27 protein-coding genes and 1 riboswitch are annotated in these 20,649 nt (G+C 32.4%); of the genes, 5 read left to right on the plus strand and 22 right to left on the minus strand.

Annotation, left to right across the window (positions count from 1 at the left end; genetic code table 11):
* Positions 1–5 precede the first annotated feature (5 nt).
* The 13 genes from FLS47_RS01945 to FLS47_RS02005 all read right to left on the minus strand — a co-directional run bounded on the left by FLS47_RS01945 (position 6) and on the right by FLS47_RS02005 (position 8,965).
* Entirely contained in the window at positions 6–1,586 is a 1,581-nt protein-coding gene (locus FLS47_RS01945) for a hypothetical protein (RefSeq protein WP_149912713.1), read from the minus strand.
* A 26-nt stretch (positions 1,587–1,612) separates the two neighbouring features.
* Positions 1,613–2,017, minus strand: a complete 405-nt coding sequence (locus FLS47_RS01950) for a hypothetical protein (protein ID WP_149912714.1) — start codon at positions 2,015–2,017, stop codon at positions 1,613–1,615.
* Between the two features lie 155 nt (positions 2,018–2,172).
* The gene (locus tag FLS47_RS01955; RefSeq protein ID WP_223225091.1) at positions 2,173–2,463 is read right to left on the minus strand and encodes a hypothetical protein; all 291 of its coding nucleotides are present in this window, start codon (positions 2,461–2,463) and stop codon (positions 2,173–2,175) included.
* 170 nt (positions 2,464–2,633) lie between these two features.
* Positions 2,634–3,344 carry a hypothetical protein gene (locus FLS47_RS01960; protein WP_149912715.1) on the minus strand — a complete coding sequence of 237 codons (711 nt, stop codon included), beginning with the start codon at positions 3,342–3,344 and terminating at the stop codon, positions 2,634–2,636.
* A gap of 35 nt (positions 3,345–3,379) precedes the next feature.
* Positions 3,380–4,138 carry a hypothetical protein gene (locus FLS47_RS01965; protein ID WP_149912716.1) on the minus strand — a complete coding sequence of 253 codons (759 nt, stop codon included), beginning with the start codon at positions 4,136–4,138 and terminating at the stop codon, positions 3,380–3,382.
* Positions 4,125–4,343, minus strand: a complete 219-nt coding sequence (locus tag FLS47_RS01970; protein ID WP_149912717.1) for a hypothetical protein — start codon at positions 4,341–4,343, stop codon at positions 4,125–4,127. The genes FLS47_RS01965 and FLS47_RS01970 overlap by 14 nt, the downstream gene beginning before the upstream one ends.
* Before the next feature lie 4 nt (positions 4,344–4,347).
* Positions 4,348–4,662 (minus strand): hypothetical protein, encoded by a 315-nt coding sequence (locus FLS47_RS01975; RefSeq protein WP_149912718.1) that lies wholly within the window; start codon positions 4,660–4,662, stop codon positions 4,348–4,350.
* A gap of 7 nt (positions 4,663–4,669) precedes the next feature.
* Positions 4,670–5,134, minus strand: coding sequence for a hypothetical protein (locus FLS47_RS01980; RefSeq protein WP_149912719.1), 465 nt, complete (start codon positions 5,132–5,134; stop codon positions 4,670–4,672).
* On the minus strand, positions 5,131–5,454 hold the full coding sequence (locus FLS47_RS01985; RefSeq protein ID WP_149912720.1) for a helix-turn-helix domain-containing protein: 324 nt from the start codon (positions 5,452–5,454) through the stop codon (positions 5,131–5,133). The genes FLS47_RS01980 and FLS47_RS01985 overlap by 4 nt, the downstream gene beginning before the upstream one ends.
* A 3-nt stretch (positions 5,455–5,457) precedes the next feature.
* A complete protein-coding gene (locus FLS47_RS01990) occupies positions 5,458–6,291 on the minus strand; it encodes an AAA family ATPase (RefSeq protein WP_149912721.1) in 834 nt (277 codons plus the stop codon).
* A gap of 58 nt (positions 6,292–6,349) precedes the next feature.
* Positions 6,350–6,745 carry a helix-turn-helix domain-containing protein gene (locus FLS47_RS01995; RefSeq protein WP_149912722.1) on the minus strand — a complete coding sequence of 132 codons (396 nt, stop codon included), beginning with the start codon at positions 6,743–6,745 and terminating at the stop codon, positions 6,350–6,352.
* Complete coding sequence (locus FLS47_RS02000; RefSeq protein WP_149912723.1) at positions 6,735–8,771, minus strand: DDE-type integrase/transposase/recombinase; 2,037 nt, start codon at positions 8,769–8,771, stop codon at positions 6,735–6,737. The genes FLS47_RS01995 and FLS47_RS02000 overlap by 11 nt, the downstream gene beginning before the upstream one ends.
* On the minus strand, positions 8,768–8,965 hold the full coding sequence (locus FLS47_RS02005) for a hypothetical protein (protein ID WP_149912724.1): 198 nt from the start codon (positions 8,963–8,965) through the stop codon (positions 8,768–8,770). Before FLS47_RS02005 ends, FLS47_RS02000 begins: the two co-directional genes overlap by 4 nt.
* A 93-nt stretch (positions 8,966–9,058) precedes the next feature.
* Between FLS47_RS02005 and FLS47_RS02010 the strand changes: the two genes are divergently transcribed.
* Positions 9,059–9,712: a helix-turn-helix domain-containing protein gene (locus FLS47_RS02010; RefSeq protein ID WP_149912725.1), complete on the plus strand. Its 654-nt coding sequence runs from the start codon at positions 9,059–9,061 to the stop codon at positions 9,710–9,712.
* 341 nt (positions 9,713–10,053) lie between these two features.
* Positions 10,054–10,149, minus strand: a riboswitch (SAM-I-IV-variant riboswitch).
* A 41-nt stretch (positions 10,150–10,190) separates the two neighbouring features.
* On the opposite strand, the gene FLS47_RS02015 is transcribed toward FLS47_RS02010, so the two are convergent.
* Positions 10,191–11,450 carry a Y-family DNA polymerase gene (locus tag FLS47_RS02015; protein ID WP_223225092.1) on the minus strand — a complete coding sequence of 420 codons (1,260 nt, stop codon included), beginning with the start codon at positions 11,448–11,450 and terminating at the stop codon, positions 10,191–10,193.
* Positions 11,450–11,872, minus strand: a complete 423-nt coding sequence (locus FLS47_RS02020; RefSeq protein ID WP_149912726.1) for a LexA family protein — start codon at positions 11,870–11,872, stop codon at positions 11,450–11,452. The genes FLS47_RS02015 and FLS47_RS02020 overlap by 1 nt, the downstream gene beginning before the upstream one ends.
* 92 nt (positions 11,873–11,964) lie before the next feature.
* On the opposite strand from FLS47_RS02020, the gene FLS47_RS02025 reads away from it, so the two are divergent.
* Positions 11,965–12,174, plus strand: a complete 210-nt coding sequence (locus tag FLS47_RS02025; RefSeq protein ID WP_149912727.1) for a hypothetical protein — start codon at positions 11,965–11,967, stop codon at positions 12,172–12,174.
* Here the strand turns inward: FLS47_RS02025 and FLS47_RS02030 are convergent.
* Positions 12,166–12,966, minus strand: coding sequence for an SOS response-associated peptidase (locus tag FLS47_RS02030; protein WP_149912728.1), 801 nt, complete (start codon positions 12,964–12,966; stop codon positions 12,166–12,168). The genes FLS47_RS02025 and FLS47_RS02030 overlap by 9 nt on opposite strands.
* Before the next feature lie 32 nt (positions 12,967–12,998).
* The gene (locus tag FLS47_RS02035) at positions 12,999–13,469 is read right to left on the minus strand and encodes a hypothetical protein (protein ID WP_149912729.1); all 471 of its coding nucleotides are present in this window, start codon (positions 13,467–13,469) and stop codon (positions 12,999–13,001) included.
* 284 nt (positions 13,470–13,753) lie between these two features.
* On the opposite strand from FLS47_RS02035, the gene FLS47_RS02040 reads away from it, so the two are divergent.
* From FLS47_RS02040 to FLS47_RS02050, 3 genes are read left to right on the plus strand one after another with little or no spacing between them, the layout of a single operon-like run.
* Positions 13,754–14,452, plus strand: a complete 699-nt coding sequence (locus FLS47_RS02040; RefSeq protein WP_149912730.1) for a hypothetical protein — start codon at positions 13,754–13,756, stop codon at positions 14,450–14,452.
* Positions 14,437–14,946 carry a hypothetical protein gene (locus tag FLS47_RS02045; protein WP_149912731.1) on the plus strand — a complete coding sequence of 170 codons (510 nt, stop codon included), beginning with the start codon at positions 14,437–14,439 and terminating at the stop codon, positions 14,944–14,946. The genes FLS47_RS02040 and FLS47_RS02045 overlap by 16 nt, the downstream gene beginning before the upstream one ends.
* Positions 14,947–14,966: 20 nt before the next feature.
* Positions 14,967–15,479, plus strand: a complete 513-nt coding sequence (locus FLS47_RS02050; protein WP_149912732.1) for a beta-barrel fold lipoprotein — start codon at positions 14,967–14,969, stop codon at positions 15,477–15,479.
* A gap of 229 nt (positions 15,480–15,708) precedes the next feature.
* On the opposite strand, the gene FLS47_RS02055 is transcribed toward FLS47_RS02050, so the two are convergent.
* The 5 genes from FLS47_RS02055 to FLS47_RS02075 all read right to left on the minus strand — a co-directional run bounded on the left by FLS47_RS02055 (position 15,709) and on the right by FLS47_RS02075 (position 20,312).
* A complete protein-coding gene (locus tag FLS47_RS02055; protein ID WP_149912733.1) occupies positions 15,709–16,248 on the minus strand; it encodes a hypothetical protein in 540 nt (179 codons plus the stop codon).
* 93 nt (positions 16,249–16,341) lie between these two features.
* Positions 16,342–17,529, minus strand: coding sequence for a relaxase/mobilization nuclease domain-containing protein (locus FLS47_RS02060; RefSeq protein ID WP_149912734.1), 1,188 nt, complete (start codon positions 17,527–17,529; stop codon positions 16,342–16,344).
* On the minus strand, positions 17,526–17,894 hold the full coding sequence (locus FLS47_RS02065) for a plasmid mobilization protein (RefSeq protein ID WP_317131673.1): 369 nt from the start codon (positions 17,892–17,894) through the stop codon (positions 17,526–17,528). Before FLS47_RS02065 ends, FLS47_RS02060 begins: the two co-directional genes overlap by 4 nt.
* Before the next feature lie 50 nt (positions 17,895–17,944).
* Positions 17,945–18,850, minus strand: a complete 906-nt coding sequence (locus tag FLS47_RS02070) for a toprim domain-containing protein (RefSeq protein ID WP_149912736.1) — start codon at positions 18,848–18,850, stop codon at positions 17,945–17,947.
* Positions 18,851–19,103: 253 nt separating this feature from the next.
* Complete coding sequence (locus FLS47_RS02075; RefSeq protein ID WP_149912737.1) at positions 19,104–20,312, minus strand: primase-helicase family protein; 1,209 nt, start codon at positions 20,310–20,312, stop codon at positions 19,104–19,106.
* Positions 20,313–20,649 lie beyond the last annotated feature (337 nt).

Raw genomic sequence — 20,649 nt, forward strand, 5'->3', positions numbered from 1 at the left:
TATTTTTAGAATGAATATTTTTTTAATGAATATTGTAGAATTGTAGGAGCAGCAAGTGCTAAGTATTCCTCATAAATTTTCTTTTCCTTTTCGAACTGTTCTATCAAGCTTTTAGTGTTCTGTTTGTATTCAAGTTGGGCATTAGCTTTAACCTCAATATCATCTATTTTAGAAGTATTTATTAAATCGACCTCAAACTTGTTTTTCTTATTTGCAGAAGTTATTTTCTTGTTTTCTTCTTCGATGATTTTTCTTAGGTCAGTAAATTTTTGTTTAAGAAGTTCCTTTTCTTTTTCATTATCCGATAATTCAACTATAGAATACTCTTTATCCAGTGAGTAGATTTTTGCCAATCCTTCTTCACTTATTTTAAGAATTTCCTCATATTCCTTTTTCAAGTTTTTAGTTGAGGTATTACCCCCTGTTTTTCCAAAAACAGAGATTCCCATTTTGTTAGCAATATCTTGTGCTTGTTGGTTGAATTTGTTTGCAATACCTAGTTGAACTTTTCGAGCATCTTCTGAAGCTTTTATTTCAGCATCCTTTCTATCTTGACGTTGTTTTTCTATTGTTCTTTGTTGTTGCTTCCATTGATCTTCAGTTCTAGCAGCTGGCATTGTTTCTGATATTCTATTTTCAAAATCAGAAAGCTCTTTTAGTCTTGATTTTTCAGCCTCCAATGCACTTTTAGCAGCTTCCTCTAAAGCTAAATTAGCCGCCGCCTTATACAACGTCATTCTAACATATTCTTCAGCATGATCTGCTAAAAACTTTTCTACCTCATAGAGGCTTTTTACCTCTCCTGTAGTTTTACCAATGGACTGATTATATTCTTCGACAACTTTCTTTTTATCTAAAACACCTTTTTTTGATAATTCTACAGCTACACGAAGATTATCTATGTCAATTACAGCCTGCTTTACTTCATTGTTTTTAAAAGCATTATCTAAATTTTCTTTAGAAACTGTTAAACGATCAATTGCTTCTTTGCCTTTAAATAGTCCCTTTACAAAATCTCCGATTTCTTTTCCATATACGGCTAATAAAGTAACTCCAACTGTAAGGGCTGTTTGCCATGACAACAAACCACCTAGTATTTGTCTCCAAATTGGCACACCTTTTTGACCTGAAGCTGTTAGAGCTTCATTCTCCTTACGAAGCCTTGCAACTTCGTCAGCAAACATTGGGATATTATTAGATATACCCATTGCAAAGGTTTGAAAGCCATATGTTATAGCTGGTAACTCACGCCCTATTTGATTAATACTATTTTGTAAACCATTCCAACCTGATACATTTTTAATATTTGCACCATTAGTAAGTTTATTCATTTCAGCATTCACCAAAGCTAATTTTTGACTGTATTTTTCAATATTATCAACTCTAGTTGCCTCTAACATTCCTTTTTTATACACTTCAGCTGCTCTTTGTAGACGTTGCAAAATGCCTTCTGTATTTTGGAGCTTAGTAGGGATTTTATCTGATTCTTTACCTACATCTGAAATACTATCTTTTATTTTTTTGACTTCCTTTAATGCTTCTGAAGTATTAAACTCAAAGTCTATATTTAATTGTTCATCACCCATGATTTTAACTCTATTATTTTGTGTAATTAGTTTTTTAAGCCTGTGAAAGTTTTAGTGTAAAGTAGATCAAATAAGGCTAACGTTTTATTGGAATCTACGCTCCGTTTTAAAAGCTTTTTTAAAATGCTTTTAAATAACCAAAAACTCACATCATTAAAATGCTGTAGAAGAACAATAGCAGCCAATGCTGCTGTTTTATCATGATCCTTATTAGCATCAAGTGATTTATTTTGATCTAATTCCTTTTCAAGGCGCATCAAAGTTTGTGCTGTTAGAAATTTAGGGACTTTGAATATTAATTTCCTACCGTAAATAATAGGCACGGTAAAGTATTTGCCTGAATTATAGCTATCTTCAATTACAGTGACGTTATCTTGCAATCTTATAAGCCGAAGCCTTAATCTTTCTGCTAATGTTTTGTTTTCTTTCATTTTATTTTAACTCTATGTGTATATTTGAATTATAATACTACCTCGTGTAAACTTGAGACTGTTAATAAGGTTAGACAGTGGCTCGTGATTGGCATTCCAACGTGGTACTTTATATAACCTTAGTAATGCCACTATTTTTATAGTGGCATTATCATTTAATTCCAATCTAAGTGCGGATATTTTTTCTTAAGTTCTCGTTTTAGAGGTTTTTCATTAACAATCTTTTTTAGATCATTACTGAGGTTTGTAATAATGGCTGCAATTGTAGTAGATGTGATAAAAAACTCACTTTCTAAACTTTGTAAAGCAACATCAAATCTTATTTGCTTTATTTCACAATAGTAATAATACCTATAAAGAATACATTCATCACGCTCAATAGTATAAGCTCCTTTTTTACTTTTTCTATTTGAGTCAGATTTAACTGCTGGCTCAAAAGCTTTCATTATGGTTTGGTGTCCTCTTATCATATTATAAAGATGATTAGTATTATATAGTAGGAAAAATTAAGCTTGCAATTATTGCTGTTTAAAAGGGCAATTATGGACATAAAAAAAGGCAGCTTAAATTAATAAGCTACCTAAATCAAATTGAAATAGAACGTGGTGAGAGACTATTATTCTAATGTTTCATTTTCTTCGTTTTCTTCTTCAGGCAAAACATAATCTTCGTGGTTATCCTCCCAATTTCTTACATACTGTAAATCTGCAACGAATTTATTTTTGTTTGAGTCAAAAGTTATACCTGGTATTGGAGGAGCTGTCGATGATCCAGCCCAATCAGTTTTGAATTCTTTAGTTAAAGAATTAAGTTCATCTAAAGCCAAACAGACAGCATTTGTTTTTAACATTACCGCTATTCCAGCATCATTTCTAGTGTAATAAGTGTACTTGTTTTCGATTATGTTATCTGACTCTTCAGACAAAATAACAATACCATCTTCAATCACAAAACAACTTTCAATCATTCCAAAACCTTGCTGTCTATACGCCTCATGTCTATTTAACAAAGGTATAAGTGAATCCAACGAAGGAACGTCTATTAATTCTTTAAGTCTGTCTAAATTAATTGGAACTCCATTAAAAGAAGGTGTTCCTGCCTTAGTTAATAATTGGTTTTGTGCAAAATCAAAAATTCTTTGCTTCTGAATTTCTAATGAAGTATTACTAGCAAATTGTGATAAAGCAATAAGTTCTTTTAAAGTTACTTCGATACCCAGCTGTGTTAGTTGTGTATAAAAATCATTTAAATAGCTAAGATGAAGATTACACATCCTTTTTGCTTCTAGGATTTTTTGAGTGTCTGTAAAAATTAAAATCGGTTCCATTATGTTTTAAATTTTAAAAGTGATTAAATGTGTTTTTAATTAGTTGGGTATTTTCCATATTCCTGAAAGAATTTTTCACGATACAAATCAGGAGCATTTTTTTTTAGTTCACCTAGACCGTCCGAATTAAATAACTCTTCGTATGGTTTAGCAAATAATTTTAAAGCATATGGACTATGACCGCTATGCTTTGGTTTATAGTCTTTTGGATAAACGCCAAACTGCTCATTAAACTTTAAAGCATATGAATCATAGTCATTTACCTTTAACTCTACTAATTTGTTAGAACGCTCCAATTCTTCCCAGCTCTTACTTGCTAATGCTTGTATGTAAGCATTCCCCAAGTTTAATGTAGAAAGGTTTATGATGCTTTTATTCTCACTATATAGAGCAACAGCTAAAGCATCATTATTTGCACCTATATCAACCAAACTAACCTCCTCTAATATTGACTTTGAAAGTAATCTTCCATTATCTTCCCATACCAATGGAATTAGTCCAGCTGAAGCCATTCGAATTATTCCGCTTTCAACTTTATTGAAAATTGTTAATGCAAAACCATCTTTATCATCAAAAACAGGTGTGCCATATATATTACCATTAGACGTTTTAACATCCTCCCAATGACCTAACGGCAATACATCCTCTTTTGTGCCAAACGCTCGTTTATGCATCCATAGCATTATAGGGTTGCGTTTGAATTGGGATAAGTCTACACCACTTGTGCGAACGCTGAAGCCATACTTATTTTTAGCTTCGCTACTTATCAAAAATTGTTTACTACTTTTTACCATTATTATTAATGTTTTTATTTGTTGTTTTATCTTTTCTTGCTTCCTTGCAAACTATCTTAGATATGGTCTCTTCAGCGATGTAATATTTCTTTGATAGTTCACTATAGATTACTTCAGGTCTAAATCCTTTATTGAAGTAGGTTTTGAAATCACTTAGTATGTTTCTATTTCTAACCTCAATTAATCCGCGTGTTCGTTTCACCATAATCTTAATTTATTGGTTCATAAGTTTTAATACTAAATTTCTTTACAATGCTTTGAGTGGATACTTCAATCAAATAAGCTCTGTACGCTAATGTGCTGTTATCATATCCTAGAAACTGTAAATTTGATTCTATATGTTTCGCAATATTTTCTAAATCATCAAGAGAAGAACATTCCTCAATTGTCCAGCTGTCTGAAGGATTGAAATATATTGTTACACGTTTTATAGACAAATCTCTATTCAATATATCTACTAACAAAAAGTGAGTAGGCATTGCAGGAATAGGTCTGTTTTCGTTTTCAAGTAGGCGGCTGATCATAATTATTCTATTTTACTTGTAAATTGATTTCTTCTAATAAATGCTTAATGGCAGTACCAGCTTCTTTATTGGATTTGCTTCTTTGTTGGTTTCTTAAAATACCTTCAAACTGACGTTGTGTTTTCAGTAGCTCTTCGTAAGTCATGCCGTTAATCTCTTTCTTAACCGTCCCACGTTCTTTTAAAAACATATTTAGTTTAGCAACATTAATACGTTTATCTTCTGCTGTATCGCCGTATATGATCCCTGTTTGATAGGCTAAAGAGAATATTAAACTCTTCATTCGTTCTGAAGGGTCGAACTCGGATAAATTTCGTATTAGAAGCTTAGCTTCATCACAGCTTAATTTGCGACTACTCTCAGTTCTACCTTCTGAAATATTATAAATAATAGCTGCCTTATCCTCAATCAACCCCAATTGATTTAATAAAACATGAATCTTTTGTATTTGAGCTTTAGTTGCGTATATCATGATTTTGATTTTTTAGTGTTTTTAAATTCAATTATTAATGGTTTCACGGTAAAGTAGAGGTCTCGATGGTTTAATTCTATGTATTCTAAAAACTCATCTAATAACATCCCATCAAAATCCTTCTTAACGCTACCTAAAAGCCTATTTATTACATCTTCACGCTCTTTTTTCCAATCATTTACCCTTACCCATTTGCTGATAGTATTTGCACTTACCCCCACCTTTTCAGCTACCTGATTTCCTGTTAGCCCCTCATTTACATACAGTCTTTTTGCTTCCAGCCTAGCCTTTAGCAATTCATCTTTTGTATTTACCACCATAGCTTAACCGTGTTGAATTTTATATAACAATAGCTCATTAGTTAAGTCACCAAATCGCTTTTTATGCACAAATCTTTTCAATTCTGAAGGTTCTATAATACCGTTAGCCTCGCAGATATACTCGATTTCTGCTTTAGATAATCCTTGTAACTCATTCCATACTTGTACACGTCTCAAAAACTCAGATATACCCACTTTCTGTTTATTGGTTTTCTTGATGAGATTATTCTTGAAATAGGGCATACCACCCAGCACAATACCACAATTTTGAATTGTTTTATCTCGTAGCGTATGTAATGACAATAACATCGGATCAGTAAGCTTACCTGCTTCATCAATGATGATTAAAGGCTTATGAAGCGAATTAAGAACATCACAGGCACGATTCACCATATTGTACATCGTAGCATCATAATCATAGCCTAATTGCTTACCTAGCTCATGATAGAAGTGATTAGGGCGCATATTCGCATCGTAGTAGATATAAAATACATTTTCACGTCTAGCATAGTCCAGCAAGGCTGTAGTTTTACCCATTCCAGTATCAGCTACTAAGCCAGCCATCATATTATGCTCTTGAGCCGATGCACATAGATTGTAAGCGGTCTGATAATCATTAGTATTATACAGCTTAGGGATATTCATAGGGCGCACATAGTTCCATATCTTAGTCCACATCTTATCGTCAATGTTATCCCATTTATCATTTTCAATATTGCTCAATGTGGCATTACTTACACCGATACGAGTAGATAATTCTTTTCTACTAATACCTTTTTCACCGCAATATTTACCAATTGCGTTTTTGATTTCTGATTTATCCATTACTTTTGACATAGTTTTAGTGTTTATTCATTCAAACTTTTAACTCTTAGCCTAGTGCTGGAACACTAGGCTATTTATTTGTATTATGCTTTTTGACTATCTCTTTTATCTCAAATAGCATACTTGCATTTGCTCTAAAAGTTGCATCATCTTGCACACTATCTTGAATATTTTTACGCTCTAAATATTCTATAAACTCAATAAGCTTATTTGAATCATTCTTACCTTCTATTTGTTGGAACATTTCACCTTTACCGAACATTAACCATTCGGCAGATGCTCCAAAAATTAGGCTTAATTTCTCTATTGTCTTTTTAGAAACGGTTCTTCGATTATTTTCAATATCAGAATAATAGGATTTTGCAAACCCTAATTTTACCGCCATCTGACTTTGATTAAGATTGCATTTTAACCTTAATTCTCTCAACCGTTGTGAAGGAGTAGTATTTTCTATATTATTCATCATCTCTATTGATTACACTTATTTTATGATTCTTTGGTGCAAATGGTGATTTATCCTTTTTGCGTTGTTCAGGTGTTTTGAGTGCCGAAAGATTAAGTTGTGATTCTAATTTTACAAATGGTACTCTATTTTTGTCGATACCCATTTTAGCTGCTTCCTGTTGTAGCATCGCATTGTTTTCAAGCTCACGTTTTACATCTTTCGGAATAGCGTAGCTTTCCATCAGATGAGTGATACCCGGTCTTTTTGCTTCAGCACGATCACGCAAATCTTCTAGCTCTTTGCGAGCAGCTGCTTTGATGCCTTTACGTCTACCTTCTGCTTTATTCATCGCATCCAAATCCGATTCTGTTTGATTTGCTATAGCACCATGTATGCCTTGTTTAGTTTTTAGGCTACAGATAGCAGCATCCGTTTTCTTATCGAATAAGTATATCGTATCTAGGCTTTCATATCTAACGGTTACCTTACGCTCATTGTATTTGATAAAATGCTCCGCTTTGAGTTGATACTCATACTTTTTACCATTGGATTCAATGGTAATTTGACCTCTTGACACTTTGTATTCTTTGCAAGTGGTGAATAATTTTACTTTACTGAAAATGTCCAATTCTATTCGGTGAGGTTTAGTGCATTGCTCGTACAATTGATTTGGAGATAGTGTAAGCCCTTCATAAGGCGTATCATTAAATTCTAATATGGCACTGGCTATATATAGCTTAACCTCTTCCATAGACAAGACTTTGCTAGAATAATATTTCATAATCACCTCCTGAGAGATGCGTCCATGCTTTTCTTTAGAAATTATACTTTGGGCTAAAAACCCATAACGGTCCTTCAAATGGTTTTCAGAAAGTGTTTTGAAAAACCTTTCTATTTTTGACTTTCTCTGTGGATTGCTATCTACAGACCATACCATTCCTAGTTTTTCAGCATTTGTTCTAAAGTCCTTAACTAATTCAGTATTGTTATAAGAGTGGTTATCCGTAACAATTTCATAAGGCAATGCTCCTGTATTCTCAAAAGCATTGTATATAGCTTCGTGTAGCGTAAAGCGATTTTCACTTTCACCAATACTGTAGCCTACGATCTTACCGCTATGTGTATCTTTCACCGCTACAAGTACAAGCCTATCAACACGAGACTTCCCTTTATCATCATATATCCTACAGAAAAACGGAACAGTCCAACCATCTATCTGATACTGATCATCAGCATAGGTTGCATTGATGACCTTAGCGAATGGCATAAGCTTATTTGCCTTCGATAATCCAAACTTAGCTGCATATACCTCTATATTCTTTTCGATGATAGCCGCATATTTTTCTCCCCAAGATAGACTAGGAATTTCTAACCCTTGCTCTCTACAGACTTTTTGAAGCTCCCTAGCGGCTTGCTTATTGTTTAGGTTATTGATTCTAGCAACTATGGTAGTCAATATATAAACATGCACATCACCAAACTTTTGATAGTTCTTACCCTTGCGACTGTCTAATATCACATAGTCTATACCGTATTTCTTAGCATTGTTAATGTTGCGTGATACTTCGATGTCAGGCGTCTTGCATTTAGCCACTTCACGAAATGCTTCAGCTATAGGTTGTAGGTAGCCTTTTTTCAATCTTACCCCATCGCAATAGCTTTGGTGAATGTCAAGAAGCCCCTCGTATATAGCTCTTTTTACAGCGTATTTGGTCGCTTTATCTTGATTTACCCCCTCACTTTTCATATAGCCAGCTGTGTATTTACCAGCCTTTTTTACATTTGTCCTTAGGTAATTAGTAAAGGTTTTTGCAAGCCCAATATTAGTTTTATTCTCGACATTAGATATTAACTCATCAATAGAAGGAAGTTTTGCCCTTGTCGGAGCTGGTATTGATAGATATTTAACTAGAACGTTTTTACCGTATTTAATAGTAATAACTGATTCTAAGTCAGACCACTTCCAAAGAGTACGCTTAGAAATACCTAATTCCCTAAGGAAGGAATAGGATATATAAAGCTCATTTCCATCTTGAAAAATTTTCATACTATATCGTTTAAATAGGCTTCTTTCTCTCTTGTTAATTTAGAAACAGCACGCAGTACCGCCCGTTCTATTTTATAGCTATTAGTTCTACCGTTTAAAAAATCATATACAGCTTTTGGTGTTACCCCTAATTCTTTCGCTATAATTCTCCCATACCCATGCGGTAATTTTGCCTTTAACTCTTGTCTATCCATAATATTTATTTACATTTGTTAAACAATTCTGAACAAATATAGTAATATTTTAGAACCTTCAAAATATTATTGAAATATTTTAGAACTATTTTTATGTACGTAGGAAAAAAATTAAAGGAGCTAAGGGTTCAATTAGACATGAATCAAACACAAATGGCGGATACGCTAAGTGTCTCACAATCTTACTATTCTTCTATAGAGAAAGGTAAAAAGCCTATTACAAATAGATTAATGAATATGATTATTGAGAAGTTTGATTTAGATAGGGGGTATTTTGGATTAGAAAGTATATCTAAAAATATTACAAACGAAGGTATTTTACTAGGGGGTGATATGGGGGGTAATGGTGATATTATAGCGTTCAATAAAGCATATGAGGTAAATAAACTAGCTTTTTATCTAAACCACTCATCAAAACGATTAGAACGTATATTAAATACAATTAAAGACGATCTTAAATTAGCTATTGATACATATGATAAGGCTATTGATATTATGCAGTATTTTGATGCTCCAAATTTTATGAAAGAAGAGTATTCTAAGGTATTTGTAATTTCTGAACTTGAGAATGATATTGAAGATGAAATTAAAGAAGATTATGCTAATGTATCTGATTATAAGACTTTAATATGTTTAAAAATATTAAGGAATGAAGATAATATTCTTCAAGTCCAACGTTCTTTAATGTTACTTATTAATGATATTCACAAGTATAGAGATATGTTTACAAACAAAAAGAAAACCTAGGGAATATCTAAATATTTAATACCTATTAAAGCCTTGTTAAATTCTCTTTTAACGGGGCTTTAATATTCAATAATAATACAATTGATACGAATCGAATAATATTTAAAAAAGGCGTTTATTACAAGATAAATCCATCTATATACAAGATAATTGTATTTTTAACCTCTGCCACTTTTTAGCACAAAAACATCGTTAAAACCGCCTTAAATGCACATTTTTCGCACATTTTGTGTATTATCTATAATTGTGTTTTTGTTTTCCCCCCTACAAATTTTTCAATTAATTTTTTCATTGTTTTGATACTTTAAATTATTTAATAGTATCAATCATAAAGACTAAGGGAGTGACCAATTTTTTGACTGAACAGCCCTCATCGATTGACCACCGTGGTTGGTTAAACTCGGTTGGTGTACATAATTGTACTCTTGATGATTGAATTATGCCCTAAAGATAGAATTTTTTTTATTTTCAAAAAATGTCACACCCTAATCGTAATAATATCCTTCATATCAGTAGTATATTTTGGTGAAAGAAGATCTTGACGCATCTTCCATTTTTGCTTATCTTGAATACCTAGACGTACCGTATTAGTTCCGTATTTTTTGTTTAAATTGTCCAAAACATGCATGAGTGGATCGTGACGTTTATCTCTTTTATCGAATAATGTTTCTTGCTCTACCAATTCTGGAGAAAGGTCATGTACAATAACACCTGCTTTTTTATATAAATATCCAGGCTTGTAAATTCTTTTTAGAGCAACACCTGCATAATGCGCTAAATCAATACTCGAATTCGTTGAAAATGGTAAATCGATATTAATGCTGTTGTAATATTGTTTCTGATTTTCTCGAAAAGGATTAGTCATCACAAAAACTTGTAAGGATTTACAATGCGAATGTTGTTTCCTTAATTTCTCCCCACATATGACAGCGAAATTAATCACACGTTGCTTGAGGTCGTCAAATTTCTCTACCATAACATCAAAACTTCGTGTAGTAGCAATATTCTTTTTGTCTTGCACTTCTTCCAAATCTAGGGTCTCAATTCCTGATAAGTCTCTTTTCAAACGTAATCCAACTATAGATAAATTCTTTTTTACCCAAGCATCATCCATTTGTACAAAGTCATAAGCCGTGTCAATACCCAATTTGTATAACCTTAAAGCATGTTTACGACCTATCCCCCATACATCTTCAATATCTAACCATTTAAGCGTTTTATTTATCTGCTCTTGAGTTTTAATGATGTGAACACCTTGAGATTCTTTCGGATATTTCTTTGCTACTCGATTAGCAACTTTAGCCAATGCTTTTGTTGGAGCTATACCAACGGAAATTGGAATGCCTGTAGCTTTAAAAACCTCTGTACGCATTTGCTTACCATAATCTTTGAGATTAAAGAAATCATAGCCCTCCAGTTTTAAAAAACATTCATCAATACTGTATATTTCCTGTTCACAGCTATAATTACCTAATATGCTCATGATTCTATTACTCATATCACCGTATAAAGTAAAGTTTGCTGAAAATACTTGCACATTATTCTTTTCAAAGACTTCTTTATATTGAAAAGCAAATGCCCCCATAGGAATTCCACAAGCCTTTGCCTCATTGCTTCGAGCAATTACACAACCATCATTATTGGATAATACAACAATAGGCTTACCATTCAAATCAGGCCGAAAAACACGCTCACACGATGCATAGAAATTGTTACAATCTATTAAAGCATACATCATCAAACTGCTTTAATTACATATACCACTATACCCCAAACCACAAAATCATTTTCTTTAGTGACGATTATAGGCTTATAATCATCATTTTCAGGCATCAAGATAACTCTATCATTCTCAATTAAAATACGCTTAGCTGTAAATTCCCCATCAAGAAAACATACAGCTATTTTCCCGTGCGTTGGAGGTAGGGATTTGTCAATAACCATAATATCCCCATCTTCTATCCCTGCATTCTTTAAAGACATGCCTTTTACACGTCCATAATAAGTCGAAAGTGGATGTTTGATTAATTCTTTGTTTAAATCAATACGAGAATCTTCAAAATCAAGAGCAGGGCTTGGAAAACCTGCACTGATACCATTGATTACAAATGGTAGACTTAATGCCAATTCGTTTTCTGGATTAAATATCTCAACTTTCATTTTGCAATTTTACTAAAAATATTAGCAAATTAAATGTCAAAATTTGAAATTTTAAGAAACCATAATTATAATTTATTGTTTAATAATCGACTATGAATATAGATTTATTGAATCAACTAAAACAAGATGGCTTTAGGTATTTATTTAGAAAACACGATAAAGCTGCATTTTCTCCAATAAAGCAATTGCCTGAAAAAATATCAGACACGCCCTTAATGGAAGATGAATTGATTTCTATTGAGGATGCTATCGAATTCGCTAATTCATTAGCTTTAAAGAATTCTATAATTATTCTAAAATAGCGTATTTTCTTTTGGAGTATCATTACCTAATGTTGGCAAACCCTCCCATTTGAACTCTTCGTATCTTGGTTTGTCGTCTGGTCTATTTGGGTAACCCCTCAAAGTATATACAGGATGATAAATTAAGTCTTTACTGTCCATTTCAAAATTGAAAATAGGTAACATTTCTTCATCTGATAGATCAGATAACCATTCCCTTTCTAAATCTTCGGGAAGAAATAAAGGCATTCTATGTTTATTTGGACCATCATTATGAATATTCGCCATTACATCATTTGCCTCCCGTGTTAACATTCCAAAGCTTCCAACTCGCTCTACAACGCCATCTTCATCAACCGTTTCATGCCATTGGTATAATCCTGGGATATAAAATAAATCACGTCCTTTCTCCGAGATATAATAAGGCACTTTTTTCTTCCAACCATTAATCTTCCTATGTTCAAATGTTCCAGATACAGGGATTAAACAACGTTGATTTCGTAATCGAAACCAATAAGACTTTTTATCCGATAAAATTCGCTCACTACGAACATTGACCATATTACGACGTCTATCTGTTTGGAATTTTGGATCATCAATATAGGTTGGTAGCACTCCCCATTCCATTTCAATTAAACCAAGTCCTTCTTCACCTTTATCCTTATAAATAATAGGGTATTTAGGAAAAGTTATAGCTTGTACATTTTCAAAATAGGTATAATCATAATCTTTTTTCTTACGTTCATCTCTAATCTTTGGATAAGAGTTTTTTACTAACTCAATATCAGTATGTAATGAAATATCCCAACACATAATTTATAGTTTACAATGATGAAAGATACATATTATTTGATTATTTCGTACGCCTTTACTTTTTTGCGTACTCCTCCACTTTCAATGATAGCCCACACTCTGCCATATTCAAGAGTAAATAGTATTTCAACTGGGTCTTTACGCTTTAATCGAGTATTGAATCTTAAATAATTAACAATGTTATTTTTAAATAATCGCAACATTCTTTTCTCCCAATCAGCATCTTTAAATCTATCCAAAAAGATTCTATAACCCGAATTCACCTCCAATAGTATTATAATTTTCTCGTAATCTTGAGGCATTTGCAATAGCTTACCTTCTTTTGCATCCAATTCATAGGCGTGTGTATTAGCTTCTTCTTGATCTGAATATGCAGATAAATGGAAACCTTTACCATGTTCAACTGCAACCCATTCAAACCGTTGTAGAATGAAATATTTATATCCCCTCTCGATTAGCTCTTCGAATAATGAAATAGTTATTTGAACAAAAGGTATATACATAAAGGCTATATCTTTGATTAACGATAATAAATTAATAAAGTTTTATGTAAAAGTCATAAATGCTTATCTTTACTGTAATAATTTATTAAACGAATAAGCGTAAGCTATCGTATTGGTTAGACTGAAATTGCGACCTTCATTTGACAACCAACTTTCGATAGACTTACGCCCGTGCCTGATATTGGGCGTGGGCTAAGTCTTTCTGGTTGTCAGGCCGTCGCAAGCCTCAGTCTTGGATTGATCTTAGTTTCACGCCTTTCTTTATTTCTCAAAATAAACTTAAAATGGCACAAGAAAGATTTTATTACAGTTCTAAAAGTTCCCCCTTAATTTCAGCTGATGAGTCCATAGTAAATCAGATTTTAACGATGTATGAAGATGGAACTTCGGTTGGCTTGATTAAAGAAACATTCCCAGATATTAAGATTAACAACAATCTTTATATGTTTCTGCCTTATGTGATCACCGATGATATTTGTGACTGTGGTAAACCTTTGTACAGAAAAACAAAAGGCAGAACATCATTCGCTGCAGAACTCATTTATTGTCCAGCTTGTAGACATGATGAAACACCTGATTGTTTATGTAAAACTTGCATTTTAAAAAGAAAAAATGAGCTTGAAGCTAGAAAAATGCATTTTTATAAAACTTGGGATAGTTATTATGACAAAACTTACAACTCATCTATAGAATTAAGTAATCTTAATATTTATGAAGAAGTTCAATTAGTTATACTTATTCACGAATACTTTAATAAAGAATCAAAATCCTTCAATTTCATAAATGCTCGACTAATTGAAGTAAATTTCGGTGTACGCCAACTTCCTACGGAGATCTTTAAATTTACTAAGTCGTTTATTGACAAAAAGATTCTTATACCAGAAAAAGAAGTCGAATATTCAACCTCACTCGACCATTACGGTGATTTAGGTCTTTTTCAACCTAAACTTAGTATGGCCAATTGCCAATGGAACTCAATTTAGCGAAAGATGGTACTACTTTGACTGTAGGAGAAATCTTCAATTATCTTGTTAAAAAAGATTACACAGCTGCTCAACGTGAGATATTTTGGAAAGAATGCTATCAAGAAAGTATAAGCAACTACTTTGAATATAGCACCAGAAACTATGCAAATTTCGATCTTATTAAACAAAATTTAGAATTAATTTCAGATGAACTATTTAATCACTACAGCTTATCAAAAGCTTATAGACTAATTTATTATGGTATACAATCACTGTTAAATTACAAAGCTAAATATAGTGCAACTACCAAAAGTGCAAACACCTATTTACGAAACGTAATGTTATCGAATATTGAGAAGTACAACCTTCCTGAAAATAAGCCAAATTTAAAAGACTTCAATCCTGTAGAGTTATCAGAATCCTACTTCACGCATTATATCAAACGCTACATTTTGCGAAGTTGTCAAGAGTATTTTTATTACAACTTGGCTGACATTAAACACAAATTTTAATCACATAATACTATTAAATCATGAGAACAATTATCAAAATTTCATTCCTTCTGATCGCACTTTTCAGCTTTTCTTGTAGCAAGAGCGACAATGATACCTCTGTCCCGAATCAATCTTCTAAAAAGACCGTAGAAGTAAAAATTAATTACGGCTCCAACTATGCTGATTATGCAGCCAATTTAGGCTTACAAGTAGCAAGTGGAGATGCTAGTCTGAAAAATGATTTCAAATTTGTAGGTATAAATTCTACTTTATCGATATTTCATGAAGCTAGCATAATACATCAAGCCAACCTATCCCCGATCCCTAGTGCTACATCAAGCATTAAAACTTCCGTTGCTGTAAGTACATTCACTATTTCATCGGCGTTTACCAATTTGAAAGAAAATGCTAATCCCCTAACAGTGACGTATGAATTTTATGTAGACGGCAAAAAGACGGCTACTAAATCACTTGTGTATGAGCCAAATGATTATGCCGCTAAATCATTGATTTTAGATGTTACAAACCCTACACAAATCATAGCTAATTAAAATGATATAATTATCACATTATATAATTATAGCATTATTACATTATATAATTATAGCATTATCACATTATATAATTATAGCATTATCAAATTATATAATTATAGCATTATCACATTATATAATTATAGCATTATCAAATTATATAATTATAGCATTATCACATTATATAATTATAGAAAAGCCTCATAAATTAGTTATTTATGAGGCTTTTCAACGAAAAAATCTACGATTATTTAAAAATCAAATATTTTGGAACAAACAACAATTTATGCTCTATAATAGGGGCGTTAACAAAACATTCTTTAAGAGATAGATATAGATCCTGTCCATATAATGAAGATAAATGGATCCTTTCACCATTATCTAAATTAAACGCAATTCTATAATAAGTAACCTCATGTGCGGTATAATAGGTTCCGCTACCCCCAGCAAAATAGCTATATGAAGCGTAAACATCTATTTTATTAATATTTTTTGACACGTAAGTAGTATTATCTAATTTAATCTGATTCTGTGACAACACAACAGACTGGTAAACAGCATTTTTTAAATAGTTCAAATGTATAGTCAATACAGGATATAAATAAAAAAATAAATATGGAATTAAACCACATAATAGAACTATAATTAAGTCTTTAGTATTAAGATCAGTATATAATAAAAGGATTATTAAAAGAAATACAATAAAACATAAATAAAAAATTGTTGCGTTTAAAAAATCTTTCAACGCAATTTTTTGAGTTTGTTTTGTGACTTTAAATTCCTTCATAATCAAGCTTAAATTGATATTTAGACCAACCAATATACTGTTTTATTTATAAAGAAGCCTCATAAATCAGCTGTTTATGAGGCTTTACCCTTGCTAACGTCGTTTTCTGCGACGCTTTTGAATAGCTTCTTCATCTTCGCCTACTTGAGAGCCAAATGTATTAAGTAAGCCGCTAATAGTGCTAACAACGGTACTTGAACGGCTAGATGACTGATTAGAAATAGATTCGTCAACTTCTTGTATTGTTTCTTGATCTCCTGATTTTGAGCTAGAATTGGGCTTAGATCGACCTCTGTTTTCTTGCTGTTGTCCATCATAAGCTGAGGATTGTTCACTTCTTGATTTTTTAAAATCAGATCTAGTTTTTTCTCTAGAATTTGAACTCTGGAGTGAATTTTCGTTTGTTCTTCTTCCCAATAATTCTTTAAATCTAAATCGTGTTTCGCTTGTTGATTCGCGAACTGTTTCGCCATCTCTGCTTTGTTTGCCATAATTAAGTGTTTTTGATAAATTATTCCATTTATATTGATTACCTAATTTTTGTCCAGTGGCTATGAATCCACTTTCTGCATTTATATAAGTAACTCCTGAGACTCTTCCAGTTGTCTCTGACTGATTGAATAAAAGATAAATAGACTGCGCTTTACAATTACCAATAAAAGATTGAATATCATTAGATTTAGATAAAGCTTCTTTAACTTTTGCTTGCATTATTAAACGTTCAGAAACGACTCCTGTACGCTGAATCATCTCGAGCTCATCTTTTGTTGGCGCTCTATCTAAAGCTTCTTTAGAAGGTCTTACCTTTTCTAAATTGAAGCGCACTTCTAAATCTCTACATACAACCTCACTTCGTTGAAAATTATTAGAATCCGATACAACCCTAGCTTTCCCATGCTCATCAATAGACAAGCGATGAAGCAACAGATGGACATGAATATGTTCGTGATCCTCGCCATCATTATGTTTGTATAGTACAAACAAATGATCATCACTAAAGCCCATTCCCTTCTTATACGCATCAGCAATAGCTATCAAATCGGCATTAGTAAGATGATTATCCTTTTCAGAAAAGCTTAATGCCACGTGGTAACCATCATAAACAAGACTGGTATTACGCTGATTCAACATTTTTATATCTCTCAAAATCTCCTCCTTATTATATTCCAGAAAATTATGATCCAAGACTTCCGCTCGTTGGAATTCATCCTTTAGGTGCAGTTTGCTATCATTATAATCCAAAGCTGTCGCGAAACTGTGTACCTTTTGCATTGCTATCATATACTGTATATTTTAGATTTTACCATTTGCAGGATTGCATACAATTCAGTCATGATGGACTTATCAATCGCTGAAATTCTACTTTGATTTATAGCTTTTACATATTGATTGTAATTCACGCCAATACGTCTTAATTGTTGGTATGTTTGAACATCTAAAATAGGTTTTGGCGCTTCTGGAACCGTAGCTTTCATAAGCAGTGATCTGATTATTTCCGCGCTATTCTTTCCAGAAATTTTCACCATTAAATCCAACTTCTTTTTTTCCATAACATTTAATCGAACCTTCACCTCGAAGACTCGTTTTTCTTCTTTACTAAGCAATTTTCTTTTCATATTTATAGTGATTAAACAAAGTGCAATCATTAAAGCAAGCGTTCAAGAGGGACTCTGAACATGGCTTGCTTTCCTTCAAGCTATTTCTTATTTAGTAAGTAATCCCCTATATCTTTATAGTCTTTATAGAATCCATTTAATGGGATTACTTTATCAGGATATTTATTCATTAATGTATTCAAAACCTCTTCTCCAGCAGGATCATTATCAGTTGCACAATAGATCGTTTCGAATAAACTACGAGCCAAAATCTCTAAAACTTTATCCTTTGTAGAGACTGAATTCATGATGATAAAATCATTCTTAAATTCCATTTTTGGGTAAAGGCTTAATAAAGCCAAAAAATCACTCCAGCCTTCGAGAATAGCGACGCTAGAACAACCATTCTTTATATGAGTGAAATCTTTAGCCACAAGACACATTTTGTTCCGAACAAAGCCTTGTTTAGCTTTATTCCAATACTCCCAACTCAACTCGTAACCTTGACTGTCATTCTCAAAACCGACAGCATAGTAAACCTTACCTTTTAACTTAAAATGTACTTCAAAGAGATACTTCCAGTATCGCTCATCGATCTTTCTACGATTCAGATATTTTATGAGATTAGGGTTTTGGACTTTTTTAATAGCTAAGATTTCATAACGATCTTGGTCTTCTTTTTTAGAAAGCTGAGTATGTTCTTTTTTTTGCTTAACAAAAGAAAAACATAGATTAAAGGAATCCAGTAATGACAAAGCATGCTGAACTGAACAGCGATAATATCGAACCATGTAATCTACAACATTACCTGACTCTCCTGTCCCCCAATCCTTGTATGTGTTGTCATCCTCATTCACGACAAAACTAGCTGTCCGTTCTTCTCTAAACGGACTTATAAACCAATGGCATTTTTTGCCTTTATTATTTCTCGAATAAGACTCTTTGTATCCTTGTTTGTGGAGTATTGAAAGTAGAGATATTCTTGTATTAGCAATTGAGCAATTCATGATATTTAATTCTAATACCCTTATTTTGGGTCATTTTTTCTAAAAAGTTTGATGATTTGATGACAACCAAACATAACAAACTGAACAACAATTAATTAAAACATCATCAAATCGTCATCAAACCATCATTTTTTGATGATACTTGATGATTGATGACGATTAAACCTGTATAGTTTGATGATTGATGATACTTTGATGATAGTTTGATGACGATATAAAAAACTATAAATCAATACATTAATTATAAAAATCATCAAATCATCAATATTTTACGCAACTCGCAACCTTTTATGGTATAATACCTTCCTTTGAGGTGAGCCTGATAAATTATTCCTGAGGAATCATACTTATAAGTTGTGTAATTAAAAGTGTTATCCGACAAGGGAATCTTCCAATTATCTATGATCCTTTTTATATCACCTCTGGTGAGTTTTATGTTATTACTCCGTAGCAATTCTATTGCATCCTTATTTGTAAAATGAAACTCTTCCAAATTATAAGAATCCATTATTTCAGAAATTATATTCAAGAGCTCCATCTCGTTCTTATTGCGGAACCTACCTTTGATTCGGAGTAGAGCATCTGTTACCAAATCTTCAGGCTTAAACCACATTCTGCCTTGCTTCTTATAATTTATTTTTCTATTCTGAAGGAAATACATAAATGCAGGCACTTCGGCAATCATCTTATCAAGTAAAAAAGGATCTGATTTTTCTAAAGGTTTAATTTTTCTTATCCAGTAACGAGTTTCAAGTGGATCGATAGCCACGAAATCATCCTCGTTATTCGAACAAAGAATGAACTTGCCAAAAAACTCCACTTCAGTCCTATCTACACCCTTAGACTCAACTTTATAAGCTTTTGCTGTAGAAAGATTTTTAAGCTTTTCTGAATCTTCTCTTCTATCGAGCAATACTTCATCTACAGCTATTATCAATTTAGAAACCCAAGAGTCATTGAAGTTTGATCGGAAATCTTCATTGTTATTATAGGTCATATTAAACCCAAATATTTCTTTAAGCACTGCCAAAAGTGTTGTTTTACCAGTACCTCTTTCTTTGCTTAATAAACAAAGAATTGGAAGACGCTCATTAGGATACTGAAAAAGAATGGTTAAATAGTCCAATCCATACTTCAAATGTTCTTCAAAAATATGTTCCAAAAAACTATAGATATTGGAAAAATCACCTTCTTTAGGCTTATGATTTAAAGGTTCATATTGATTATAGAAACCATTAAACGAACGCTGATAGTTGATATGTGAAGGAATATTGCAGAATCCATCATATTTTGGTATCTCATCGAATACCTCTACCCATTTCCTCCCATAATCTTGTTTTATTACATCTAAAGACCAGGGAACTAATATTTCAATAAAATCGCCAGATAGCAAAGGTTTCTTAATAATTTTATAGTAGGTTGTTCTAACCCTTATAAAAGGGTATTTAAAGGTTTTATTCATAATAATATTGCTTTAAAAGACTGAAAACCTTACCTTTGCTTAGAGATATAAATAAAGGCAAGACTTTCGAGTCAAAAGAATTTCAAAGCAAACACGTGCAAGTGTTTGCTTTATTTTTTTAAATACAAATCGGATAATTGATCAATTTGATCATTGGATAATTTTCTACCAGCCTTTAAGTAGGCTTCTAATTCACTCTCAGAGACTGTAAAATAAACTGTGTCAAGGATAATAAACAGAAGTATTATTTTTGACATAGTAATTATGAGTATTAAGGAAAGCGATTTTGATTTTGAGTCCATGAAGGACCTAGCCCTAGAACAGTTACGTAGCGGTG

Source organism: Sphingobacterium cavernae (assembly GCF_008520265.1).
Taxonomy (GTDB): domain Bacteria; phylum Bacteroidota; class Bacteroidia; order Sphingobacteriales; family Sphingobacteriaceae; genus Sphingobacterium; species Sphingobacterium cavernae.